Origin of the sequence: Oceanimonas doudoroffii, from assembly GCF_002242685.1 — a bacterium.
Taxonomy (GTDB): Bacteria; Pseudomonadota; Gammaproteobacteria; order Enterobacterales; family Aeromonadaceae; genus Oceanimonas; species Oceanimonas doudoroffii.
On the sequence record NZ_NBIM01000009.1, the window covers coordinates 104,450 to 116,495 of the forward strand.

The 12,046-nt window shown below is 58.9% G+C and carries 11 protein-coding genes; 7 read left to right on the forward strand and 4 right to left on the reverse strand.

Annotated features, from left to right (window positions below; translation table 11 throughout):
• Position 1: 1 nt before the first annotated feature.
• Positions 2-1,333 carry a dihydroorotase gene (locus B6S08_RS17025; protein WP_094202007.1) on the reverse strand — a complete coding sequence of 444 codons (1,332 nt, stop codon included), beginning with the start codon at positions 1,331-1,333 and terminating at the stop codon, positions 2-4.
• A gap of 59 nt (positions 1,334-1,392) precedes the next feature.
• Entirely contained in the window at positions 1,393-2,310 is a 918-nt protein-coding gene (folE2, locus tag B6S08_RS17030; RefSeq protein WP_094202008.1) for a GTP cyclohydrolase FolE2, read from the reverse strand.
• Positions 2,311-2,641: 331 nt separating this feature from the next.
• On the opposite strand from folE2, the gene B6S08_RS18635 reads away from it, so the two are divergent.
• The 6 genes from B6S08_RS18635 to arsJ are packed head-to-tail and all read left to right on the forward strand — an operon-like array spanning position 2,642 to position 7,934.
• Complete coding sequence (locus B6S08_RS18635; protein ID WP_094202009.1) at positions 2,642-3,433, forward strand: metalloregulator ArsR/SmtB family transcription factor; 792 nt, start codon at positions 2,642-2,644, stop codon at positions 3,431-3,433.
• Complete coding sequence (gene arsH, locus B6S08_RS17040) at positions 3,423-4,142, forward strand: arsenical resistance protein ArsH (RefSeq protein WP_094202010.1); 720 nt, start codon at positions 3,423-3,425, stop codon at positions 4,140-4,142. The genes B6S08_RS18635 and arsH overlap by 11 nt, the downstream gene beginning before the upstream one ends.
• A gap of 16 nt (positions 4,143-4,158) precedes the next feature.
• Positions 4,159-5,187 carry an ACR3 family arsenite efflux transporter gene (gene arsB / locus B6S08_RS17045; RefSeq protein ID WP_094202011.1) on the forward strand — a complete coding sequence of 343 codons (1,029 nt, stop codon included), beginning with the start codon at positions 4,159-4,161 and terminating at the stop codon, positions 5,185-5,187.
• Between the two features lie 2 nt (positions 5,188-5,189).
• Positions 5,190-5,678 (forward strand): phosphatase domain-containing putative toxin, encoded by a 489-nt coding sequence (locus B6S08_RS17050; RefSeq protein ID WP_094202012.1) that lies wholly within the window; start codon positions 5,190-5,192, stop codon positions 5,676-5,678.
• Positions 5,679-5,702: 24 nt separating this feature from the next.
• On the forward strand, positions 5,703-6,704 hold the full coding sequence (locus tag B6S08_RS17055; RefSeq protein ID WP_094202013.1) for an ArsJ-associated glyceraldehyde-3-phosphate dehydrogenase: 1,002 nt from the start codon (positions 5,703-5,705) through the stop codon (positions 6,702-6,704).
• The gene (arsJ, locus tag B6S08_RS17060) at positions 6,705-7,934 is read left to right on the forward strand and encodes an organoarsenical effux MFS transporter ArsJ (RefSeq protein ID WP_094202014.1); all 1,230 of its coding nucleotides are present in this window, start codon (positions 6,705-6,707) and stop codon (positions 7,932-7,934) included.
• A gap of 91 nt (positions 7,935-8,025) precedes the next feature.
• Here arsJ and katG read toward each other — a convergent pair whose 3' ends face one another.
• Positions 8,026-10,215, reverse strand: a complete 2,190-nt coding sequence (katG, locus tag B6S08_RS17065) for a catalase/peroxidase HPI (RefSeq protein ID WP_094202015.1) — start codon at positions 10,213-10,215, stop codon at positions 8,026-8,028.
• A 237-nt stretch (positions 10,216-10,452) separates the two neighbouring features.
• Here katG and paeA point away from each other — a divergent pair, with 237 nt between their 5' ends.
• Positions 10,453-11,769: a polyamine export protein PaeA gene (paeA, locus tag B6S08_RS17070; protein WP_094202016.1), complete on the forward strand. Its 1,317-nt coding sequence runs from the start codon at positions 10,453-10,455 to the stop codon at positions 11,767-11,769.
• A gap of 87 nt (positions 11,770-11,856) precedes the next feature.
• Here the strand turns inward: paeA and B6S08_RS18515 are convergent.
• Positions 11,857-12,046 (reverse strand): hypothetical protein (locus B6S08_RS18515; RefSeq protein WP_211284260.1); only part of this gene is annotated, 190 nt, incomplete at its 5' end.

Below are 12,046 nucleotides of genomic sequence, written 5' to 3' on the forward strand. Positions count from 1 at the left end.
GCTAACCGGTTTCCAGAAAGCGAAGGGGGCGGCCTTGTGGTGTGGGGGACAGTGTTTCATCCCGCACCACGGGATGGCCGCGCACCACCGTGTGTATCGGCCATCCGGTGATGGCCTTGCCATCGTAGGGTGTCCAGCCACTGCGGCTGGCGATCCAGTCGTTGGTGATGGTGCGCTGCGCGGCCAGGTCGACCAGGGTCAGATCGGCGTCGTATCCCAGCGCGATTCGCCCCTTTCCCTGTATTCCGAAAATACGTGCCGGGCCGGCGCTGGTCAGATCGATCAGCCGCTGCAGGCTGAGCCGGCCGGCATTGACGTGGTCAAGCATGATCGGCAGCAGGGTTTGCACGCCGGTCATGCCACTGGGGGAATGTGGATAGGGTTGTGCCTTTTCTTCCAGGGTATGGGGGGCATGATCACTGCCAATTACGTCAACCACTCCCTCACGAATGGCCTGCCACAAGGCGTCCCGATGGCGCTGCTCTCGAACCGGCGGGTTCATCTGTGCCAGGCTGCCCAAACGAGAATAGCACTCCGGTGCCGCCAGGGTCAGGTGATGAGGGGTAACCTCCACGGTTACCCTGTGTTTGTGCCGGGCCAAAAACTGCATTTCCTCCGCGGTGGAGATATGCAGTATATGCAGGCGGCGGCCGGTCTCTTCGGCCAGGGCCACGATGCGCCTGGTGGCCTTGAGGGCGCTTTCAACATCACGCCATTCGGGGTGCCGATGCACATCTTTGCTGAGCTCGACCATGGATTTTCGCTCACGCAGGCGCGCCTCGTCTTCGGCGTGAACGGCCATGCGCCGGCGTCCGTGCCGAAGTATTTGCCGCAACACCTCGTCTTCATCCGCCAGCAGGTCACCAAATGAACTGCCCATGAAAACCTTGATCCCGGCACAACCAGGCAGTGTTTCCAGATCCTGTAATTGCCGCGCGTTAATCGCTGAGCCGCCGATATAGAAGGCATAATCGCACCAGGCCCGTTGCCCTGCGGCATTCAGCTTGGCCTGAAGATCGTGCTGCCACAGCGTTAGCGGGTTGGTATTGGGCATCTCGAAAACCGCGGTCACGCCGCCCAGCACGGCGCCTTTGGTGCCGCCATCGAGATCTTCCTTGTGCGTCAGGCCGGGTTCACGAAAGTGAACCTGGCTGTCAATGACCCCGGGCAACACATGCAGTCCATGGGCATTCAGGCTGTTGTCTGCGCTCCACGTGCCCTGCAATGGCCCCAGTGCCACTATGCGGCCTTCCCGGCAGGCAATGTCGATTTGCTCGGGACCATTGGGCGTCATTACCGTGCCGCCCAGTACCAGCAGGTCTGCATGTTTCATATGATGTGTGTTTCCCTATTGATCAGATTCAGGTTGGCGCGATGCCGAACGAGGTCACTTTATGGCGCCGCCATGGCCGGGTTTCCGTTGGCAGAGGCCACCGCATCGTGGGGATGCAGGCTTTCCAGGTGGCGAACATGGATTTGTGCTTCAGAGTCGTGCACGCCGAGGGCATGCTGAATGCGCCGGGCGGCATCTTCTACATACATCAGGTTTTGGCCGTTAAGCGATGCAAATGCCTGCTCATCGGCGCGTTTCACGGCGGTCTGTACCGGGGTGGCCAGTGCTTGCTCTATTCGATCAATGAGGGCCATCAGGCCAAAGCTTGGGGCATCTGAGCAAAGGGTAACGGCAACCTGTGCTTCGCTGCGCTGGCTGTGGGGGGTGGCCAGGGTGGCATGCTGCTCCAGCCAGGCCGCGACGTCTTCCGTGGTTACTCCCTTGCCGTCGGGGAAATGATCCCTGAATCCCTGAGCCACCAGCTGTCGGGACAAGGCGGCCGAAGCGGGACAGGTTGAGGAGTATTCCACCTGCACTGATGCCTGCAGTGACAGCTCGCCGCGCTTCAGGGTGGCTTCAAGCCGAACGGGATAAGACTTCCAGCCTGCCAGCTCGGGGGTTTTCAGGGCCGCGCGCCTGGCCAGCAGGTTAAAGCGCAACCTGATCCGGGCGCTGTCGGTATGACAGTCACTATGGCTTTCAATCATTCGCTCTAGCAGCGTTTCAAGCTGTGCCGGCGCGATCTCGGCCTGGTGGGACAACTCATTCAGCATGCGGTAAATGCGGGACATGTGTATGCCCTTGACCGTTGCCGACGGCAGATTGACCTGGGCATCAACCACGGCATGGACCGGCCCCGGGCAGCCCGGTTCGGAAATGGTGACGGGAAGGTCGATTCCACTCATGCCAACCCATTCCAGCGGGGCCTGAATGGGTGAGTGTTCGTCGGCGGCAACGTCTGGCAGATCTCTGTTCATGCTCAGCCTATTTGGATGCAGTGATGGTGCTTCTTGTTGATGAAGCCTGCCCGATAACGATGAGGCAGGCGTCAAGGGAGCAGCCGTGATGGGTGAGAATTCCTCAATTACTGTTATGTTATAACATATTTATTTTGCTGAGAACCCGGCACCGAAAGGTGCGAACCCGTCTTGAATATCCGCTCACCGCCATCCCTGCCGCACCGACTGCCTTCGCATTGTCCGGTAGCAAGATCGGGCACGACATTAAATTTGAAATAATACATATGTGATAAATTGAATATTTGTTTTTTCGGATGTATTGTTGGGCCAATGATACGGGGGGAGTTCAATGAAACGAGTATTGTTTGTGTGCACGGCCAACGCGGCCCGCTCGCAGATGGCGGAAGCCCTGTTACGCCATTTTGCCGGTGACAGTTTCGAAGTGTTCAGTGCCGGAACCGAGCCTGCGGAGGTGGACCCTCGCACCCTGAAGGCGCTGCAGGACTTTGGCCTGAGCACCGCCGGGCTGGAATCCAAGTCGGTTGAAAGCCTGGAACACCAGCATTTCGACTTTGTGATCAGCTTGTGTGACAAGGCCCATCGGGAGTGTCGTCACTGGCCCGGCAGCGGGGTGGTCATGGCCTGGGATTTTCCCGATCCCAAGGGCAGCAGTGACCCAAGGGCCTTCGCCCTCACGCTTCAGGAGCTCAGTGAGCGAATACGCCTGTTTGTGCTGGTTAACAGCAAGCAGATCAAGTCTGAGGTCAAGTCCGTACAGCCGCTGGACTTTTTCAAGTCGCTGGCGGATGAAACCAGGCTGCTGAGCCTGCTGTTGATCGAACGGGAAGGGGAGCTGTGCGTATGTGAACTGATTGCCGCGCTGAACCTGCCGCAGTCCAAGATATCAAGGCACCTGAGCCAGCTGCGCAAGGTAGGCCTGTTGCTGGATCGGCGTCAGGGACAGTGGGTGTTCTATCGTATTCATCCGTTACTCAATGACTGGATGCGCAACATACTCAAAGACACCCTGGAGCACAGCCCGGAGCTGCTGGAACAACCCTGCGCCCGTCTCGGCGAAATGACGTCACGACCGTCTTCGGAAAGCAATGTCTGTGGTGAGGAGAGCCTTAATGTCCTGTGAAATTCCCGATCTGCCCAACCTGGATGCCGGGCAGTTTTTAACCCCCGACCCGCACGCCCTGGGTGTGAACGGACCCGCGCACGCGCCCAGAATCCTGCTGTTGTACGGCTCCCTGCGCCAGCGCTCCTTCAGCCGCCTGGTGACCGAAGAGGCAAGCCGGTTGTTGCAGGCAATGGGCGCCGAAACCCGCACTTTCAACCCCAGCGGGCTGCCCTTGCCGGACGATGCCGATGAACAGCATCCCAAGGTGCGGGAATTGCGGGAGCTGGTGCAGTGGTGTGAGGGCATGGTGTGGTGTTCGCCGGAGCGTCACGGTGCCATGACCTCGGTGATGAAGGCACAGATTGACTGGATTCCCCTGAGCATGGGCGCGGTGCGCCCGACCCAGGGCAAGACCCTGGCGGTGATGCAGGTAAGTGGCGGCTCCCAGAGCTTTAACGCGGTTAATCAGTTACGCATTCTTGGGCGCTGGATGCGCATGATCACCATTCCCAATCAGTCGTCGGTGGCCAAGGCCTTTATGGAATTTGACGATAATGATCGCATGAAGCCCTCGTCCTATTACAACCGCATCGTGGACGTCATGGAAGAGCTGATGAAGTTCACCCTGCTGACCCGGGGCGGCAGCGACTATCTGACCAACCGCTACTCCGAGCGGGTCGAAAGCGCCGAGCAACTCACGACTCGCGTCAACCAGCGCGCAATTTAACGAGGGAGTGGAATAAATGGGTATTTTCGAGCGCTATCTCACGCTGTGGGTTGCCCTTTGTATTTTCGCCGGCGTGGGGCTGGGCAATCTGGCTCCCGATCTGTTTGAACTGATTGCGCGACTGGAGCTGGCCCATGTCAATCTGGTGGTAGCGGTGTTCATCTGGGTCATGATTTATCCCATGATGGTGCAGATAGACTTCAGTGCCATCAAGGATGTGGGCAAGAAACCCAAAGGGCTGCTGCTGACCCTGATCATCAACTGGCTGATCAAGCCGTTCACCATGGCGGCGCTGGGCTGGCTGTTTTTTCGCGTGTTTTTTGCCGACTGGGTCGATCCGCAAAGCGCGGGTGAATATATCGCCGGCATGATACTGCTGGGTGTGGCGCCCTGCACCGCCATGGTATTTGTCTGGAGTCAGCTCACCAAGGGCGACCCCAATTACACCCTGGTACAGGTGTCGGTCAACGATATCATCATGATCTTCGCCTTTGCGCCGATTGCCGCCTTTCTGCTGGGGGTCAGCAACATAGCCGTGCCCTGGGAGACGCTGTTGCTGTCGGTGCTGCTGTATGTGGTGCTGCCGCTGGTGGCTGGCGCCTGGACCCGGCACCGGCTGGAGCGTAAGGGGGATGGTGTTCGCCTCGACCATTTTCTGCGTGTACTCAAGCCCTGGTCGATGCTCGGGTTGCTGGCCACCGTGGTATTGCTGTTCGGCTTTCAGGCCGAAACCATTGTGACCCAGCCCCAGACCATTGGCCTTATCGCCATTCCACTGCTGATCCAGACCTACGGCATCTTTATTATTACTTATGTGGCCGCCTGGTGGCTGCGCCTGCCCCATAACGTGGCTGCGCCGGCCTGCATGATCGGCACTTCCAACTTTTTTGAGCTGGCGGTGGCCGTGGCCATCTCCCTGTTCGGACTACACTCGGGGGCGGCACTGGCTACCGTGGTTGGTGTGCTGGTTGAAGTGCCGGTGATGTTGTCCCTGGTTTATTTCGTCAATAAAACCCATCGCTGGTTTGCCCACCAAGAGGATTGATTATGTCTGCTTCGTCACACTCATACTGGCCGCTGCCCGTGGGGCAGGGCACCCTGCTGCTGACGCCCTGCCCGGGTACCCAAGGGGTTGATTTGAACGAGTCTCTGTTACAACTGAAGGCGGGCGGCGCCAGCGCCATTATCACCCTGATGTCGGCGACCGAGCTGAACGAGGCGGGGCTGCCGGACTTTGCCTCGGCCGTACAAAGCGCCGGACTGGACTGGTTTCATCTTCCGGTGCCGGATGATGATTTGCCGGGAGACGACTTTGATCATGCCTGGCAGGCCTGCTCAGCCGAACTGCTGCAACGCCTGGCAGCGGGAGAAGCCCTGGCCCTGCACTGCAAGGGCGGCTCGGGTCGTACCGGGCTGGTGGCTGCCAAGCTGATGGTTGCCGCCGGTTACGATGCAAAAGAAGCGGTGGCGGCCATCCAGGTGCTGCGCCCTAAGGCGTTCAGTCATCCCGCCCAGCGTGCCTATATTTTGGGCTAAGACGAAAGATAAACGGAGAAAACGATGACCATTAAAGTTGGCATTAACGGTTTTGGCCGCATGGGACGGTTGACCATGCGGGCACTGTTTGATCAGCATGACGCCGAGATTGTGCATATTAATGATCCCGCCGGTGATGCGGCCACCCTGGCCCATTTAATGAACTTTGATTCGGTGCATGGCCGCTGGCAGCATGAGGCCAGTGCAGACGGCGACGCCATGCTGATTGGCGGTTCGCGTATTACCGTCAGCCGTAACAAGGCGATAGCGGACACCAACTGGTCCGGCTGCGATATCGTGATCGAAGCGTCGGGCAAGATGAAAAGCAAGGCCGTGCTGCAGGCCTACCTGGACCAGGGGGTTAAACGGGTGGTGGTCAGTGCACCGGTCAAGGAAGAGGGCGTGCTCAATGTGGTGATGGGTGTCAACGACCACCTCTATGATGCCGCCGAACACTCCATTGTAACGGCGGCGTCCTGCACCACCAACTGCCTGGCCCCGGTGGTCAAGGTGATTCATGAGCGGCTGGGCATTCGGCACGGCTCCATGACCACCATTCACGACATTACCAATACCCAGACCATTCTGGATGCGCCCCACAAGGATCTGCGTCGTGCCCGAGCCTGTGGCATGAGCCTGATTCCTACCACCACCGGCTCGGCCACGGCCATCACCCATATCTTTCCGGAGCTGAAGGGCAAGCTGAACGGCCATGCCATTCGTGTGCCGCTGGCCAATGCCTCCATCACCGACTGTGTGTTTGAGGTTGAACGGGAAACCACGGCGGAAGAGGTGAACGCCCTGCTGAAGGCGGCCGCCGATAGCGAGCTGAAGGGCATTATGGGCTACGAAGAGCGTCCGCTGGTGTCCATCGATTACAAGACGGATCCGCGCTCCAGCGTGATTGATGCCCTTTCCACCATGGTGGTCAATGGTACCCAGGTGAAAATCTATGCCTGGTATGACAACGAGTGGGGTTATGCCAACCGCACCGCCGAGCTGGCGCTGAAGGTGGGGCGTGGGTAAATGCTGACTCGGCTTTCCCCCGCCATTCGCCAGTATCTGGTGGTAACGGGCAATTACTGGGCCTTTACGCTGACCGACGGCGCCCTGCGCATGCTGGTGGTGCTGCATTTTCACGGGCTGGGTTATGCGCCGCTGGAGATTGCGCTGCTGTTTCTGTTCTATGAAATCTTCGGCGTAATCACCAACCTGGTCGGGGGTTGGCTGGGTGCCCATCTGGGCCTGAACCGCACCATGAATATCGGCCTGGTGCTGCAGGTGCTGGCGCTGTCCATGCTGCTGGTGCCCGCCGCCTGGCTGACTGTGCCCTGGGTGATGGCGGCGCAGGCGTTGTCGGGCATTGCTAAGGATCTCAACAAGATGAGTGCCAAAAGCTCCATCAAGTTGCTGGTGCCCGGTGAAGCCCAGGGCAAGCTCTACCAGTGGGTGGCCATTCTCACCGGCTCTAAGAATGCCCTCAAGGGTGTGGGCTTTTTCCTTGGCGGTGCCCTGCTGATGGGGCTGGGCTTTGCCGGCGCGGTGGCGGCCATGGCCATTGCGCTGACGCTGGTGTGGCTGCTGAGCCTGGCATTGCTCAGGCAGGATCTGGGCAAGGCGAAAAACAAGCCCAGATTTCGCGACATTTTTTCCAAAAGCCGCTCCATCAATATTCTGTCGGCGGCACGCATGTTCCTGTTTGGTGCCCGTGATGTCTGGTTTGTGGTTGCGCTGCCGGTGTTTCTGTCCCAGACATTGGGCTGGAATCACAGTCAGACCGGCGGCTTTCTGGCCCTGTGGGTGATCGGCTATGGCATGGTGCAGGCGCTGGCGCCGCGCATCACCGGCAAGGCGTCGGGCCGAGTGCCCGACGGTCGAGCGGCTACGGTGTGGGCGTTGATACTGACCCTGTTGCCCGGGGCGATGGCGCTGGGGCTGATGGCTGAATGGGATCCGACGGTCGTGCTCATCGGCGGCCTGCTGCTGTTTGGTGCCGTGTTCGCGGTTAACTCTTCGCTGCACAGTTATCTGATCGTCAGCTACGCCGGTGACGATGGCGTTTCCCTGGATGTGGGCTTCTACTATATGTCCAACGCCATGGGGCGCCTGCTGGGCACCGTGCTGTCGGGCTGGATTTTCCAGTTGGCGGGACAGGGCAGCAGCGGCATACAGGCCTGCCTGTGGGTGTCTGCGGGATTCCTGCTGCTGACGACGCTGATTTCATTCGGCTTGCCCCGTTCTTCCAGGGCGGCCTGAATGGCTAGTGCTCATTTAAAATGACAAAGCCGCCTTTACGGCGGCTTTGTTTTACTCATCACCATGGGGCATCCACGGTTCAGCGGTTGGCCTACTGCAAATCGAAGCGATCTGCGTTCATCACCTTGGTCCAGGCGGCCACAAAGTCGTGCACGAATTTCTCTTTGTTGTCGTCCTGGGCATAGACCTCGGCGTAGCTGCGCAGCACCGAATTGGAGCCAAACACCAGATCCACCCGGGTGGCGGTCCATTTTACCTTGCTCGTGCTGCGCTCGACGATTTCGTACAGGTTGTTCCCCGCCGGCCGCCATTGATAGGCCATGTCGGTCAGGTTGACGAAAAAGTCGGTGCTGAGCACGCCCACCCGGTCGGTGAAGACACCGTGGCGGCTGTCGCCATGATTGGCACCCAGTACCCGCATGCCGCCCACCAGCACCGTCATTTCCGGCGCCGTCAGGCCCATCAGCTGAGTACGATCCAGTAGCATTTCCTCCGGGGTGACCGCATAGTCCTGTTTCAGCCAGTTGCGGTAACCATCGTGCAGTGGCTCCAGCGGGGCAAAGGCCTCGATATCGGTCATTTCATCGGTGGCGTCGCCTCGGCCGGGGGCAAAGGGCACGGTGACCTTCACTCCGGCGTTCTTGGCGGCCTGCTCCACCGCGGCGCAGCCGCCCAGCACGATCAGGTCGGCCATGCTCACCGGCTTGTCGAGGCCGGCCCGCAGTTGTTCCAGGGCGCTAAGTACCTTTTGCAGTCGGGCCGGCTCGTTGCCTTGCCAGTCTTTTTGCGGGTCCAGGCGAATGCGGCCGCCGTTGGCGCCGCCCCGGTAGTCGGAGCCGCGAAAGGTGCGGGCACTGTCCCAGGCGGTGGCCACCAGCTCGGGCACGCTCAGGCCGGAGGCCAGAATGGCCGCCTTGAGGTCGGCGATTTCCTGGTCGGTCAGGCAATAGTCCACCGAGGGAATGGGATCCTGCCAGATTAAGTCTTCCTTGGGCACATCCGGGCCCAGGTAACGGCTTTTGGGCCCCAGATCCCGGTGGGTGAGCTTGAACCAGGCCCGGGCGAAGGTGTCGGCAAAATAGGCCGGGTCCTGACGAAAGCGCTCCATGTATTTGCGATAGTCCGGATCCATCTTCATGGCCATGTCGGCGTCGGTCATGATCGGCATGCAGCGACGAGAGGGGTCCTCCACGTCTACCGGCTTGTCTTCTTCCTTGATATTCACCGGCTGCCACTGCCAGGCTCCGGCCGGGCTTTTGGCCAGCTCCCACTCGTGGTCGAGCAGCATATCCAGATAGCCGCCATCCCATTGAGTGGGGTGAGTGGTCCAGGCGCCTTCAATGCCGCTGGTCACGGTATTGCGTCCAATGCCCCGGCCCACCTTGTTGTTCCAGCCCAGGCCCTGTTCTTCGAGCCCGGCGCCTTCGGGCTCGGCTCCCAGGTCGGCGGCACTGCCGTTACCGTGGGTCTTGCCCACGGTATGGCCGCCGGCGGTGAGGGCTGCGGTTTCCTCGTCATTCATCGCCATGCGGGCAAAGGTGACCCGCACATCGTGGGCGGTTTTCAGCGGATCGGGTTTGCCGTCCACCCCTTCCGGATTGACGTAAATCAGGCCCATCATCACCGCCGCCAACGGGTTTTCCAGGTTTCGCTCACCGGAGTAACGGCTGTTGGGGTTGTTGCTGGGGGCCAGCCATTCCTTTTCCGAGCCCCAGTAAATGTCCTTTTCCGGGTGCCAGATATCGGCCCGGCCGCCACCAAAACCAAAGGTTTTCAGGCCCATGGACTCATAGGCCATGTTGCCGGCCAGAATAAACAAATCGGCCCAGGACAGGGCGTTGCCGTATTTCTTCTTGATTGGCCACAGTAGTCGCCTGGCCTTGTCGAGGTTGGCGTTGTCGGGCCAGCTGTTTAGCGGAGCGAAACGCTGGTTGCCGGTGCCGCCACCACCGCGGCCGTCGGCGATGCGGTAGCTGCCGGCACTGTGCCAGGCCATGCGAATCATCAGGCCGCCATAATGCCCCCAGTCGGCGGGCCACCAGTCCTGACTGTCGGTCATCAGGTGTTTGAGATCACGCTTGACCGCATCCAGATCCAGCTTGCTGAAGGCCTCGGCGTAATTGAAGTCCTCGCCCAGCGGATTGGTCTTGGTGTCGTGTTGATGAAGAATGTCCAGGTTCAGCGTTTTGGGCCACCAGTCGGTATTGGAGCTGCCTGCTTCGGTGAGGGCGCCGTGCATTACCGGGCATTTGCCGGAAGAGCCGGGAGAATGCTGTGTCATGAAAAGCCTCCTGTGAACATAAAAGGAATGAACAGGGTAGGGAGTAACAGGGTGTCGCTTCAGAATAGACCAAGGAAACGGGCCGTTTCGTCCGACCAAGGGCGAGCTGCGGCAAAATCCGGCTGTGGTATAAGCCCAAAGGTTCTGCTAGATTCTGGGCTTGTTTAGTATTTTGTAACATAGCTCCCTTATTCTGGTTTTGCTTCGGCGCTCCCTCCCTGTATTGGTGACATAAAGATGACCATGTTTGAGCAAGTGCTGCTTATCGCCCTGCTGGTGGCGATCAGCTCCTTTTTTTCCGTTTCCGAAATCGCCCTGGCGGCGGCGCGCAAGATGAAACTGCGGCTGATGGCCAGTGACGGCGACGTGAATGCGGAAAAGGTATTGCTGTTGCAGGAGCAGCCGGGCAACTTTTTCACCATAGTGCAGATCGGGCTCAATGCCGTGGCCATTCTGGGCGGCATTATTGGTGAGTCGGCCTTCACGCCCTTTACCCGCAGCCTGCTGGACTGGTGGCTGCAGGGCGTGTGGCTCGACAAGATGGCGTTTTTCCTGTCGTTCTTTATTGTCACTTCCCTGTTTATTCTGTTTGCGGATCTGATGCCCAAACGGCTGGCGATGATAGCCCCCGAGAAAATCGCGGTGGCGGTGGTACGGCCGATGGGGGTGCTGATCATTCTGTTCCGCCCCCTGGTATGGCTGTTTAACGGCCTGGCCAACCTGCTGTTCCGGTTGTTCCGCGTACCTACCATGCGTCAGGATGAAATCACGCCCGAAGACATCATCGCCATGATGGACGCCGGTGCCCAGGCGGGTGTGTTGCAGGAGCAGGAACACCATCTGATTGAAAATGTCTTTGAAATGGAGTCCCGCACCGTGACCTCGGCCATGACTACCCGGGAGAGCCTGATCTACTTCAACCTTCATGAAGCCCAGGAAGACATCAAGGCCAAGATTGCCGAACACCCCCATGCCAAGTTTCTGGTTTGCGAAGACAGCCTGGACCGGGTGGTGGGATATGTGGACTCCCGTGACATTTTGATGCAGGTACTGCACCAGCAGCCTATTTCCCTGCAAAAGGAAGGCATACTGCGCAATCCGCTGATTATTCCCGACACCCTGTCCATGTATGAAGTGCTGGAGCACTTCAAGACCGCGGGAGAGGATTTCGCCATCATCATGAACGAATACGCGCTGGTGGTGGGCATCATCACCCTCAAGGACGTGATGAGCATAGTGATGGGGGAACTGGTGCAGTCCCAGGAAGAGCAAATCGTGTCCCGGGATGCCAACTCCTGGCTGGTGGAAGGGCTGACGCCCCTGGAAGACGTGATGCGGGTGCTCGATATCGACAGTTTTCCCGATGACGAAAACTACGAAACCATTGCCGGCTTTATGATGTACATGCTGCGCAAAATTCCCAAACGCACCGATTTTGTGCTGCACGGCGGCTACAAATTCGAGGTGGTGGACATCGACAGCTACAAGATCGATCAGTTGCTGGTAACCCGTCTGGGCCACTCCGAGGCCACGGAAGACAACAAAAAGCAGTAAAAAACACCGCTTTGTTTAAGGTTTGAGCTGTTGGCGCTGAAAATGAAACTTTTACCCAAAAAGCCCTTGCGCAAAATCGGCGGCTCCCTATAATGCGCCCTCACTGACACGGCGGAGCACGCCGACGGTCACCAGGGTTGAAACAACACGAAACAAAGTTTGATTCAACGCTTGACGAACACCAAGGATTGCGTAGAATACGCAGCCCTGACCCGCTGAAGGGTCAACGCTCTTTAACAATTTATCAAGCAAACTGTGTGGGCACTCGCAGGATGTT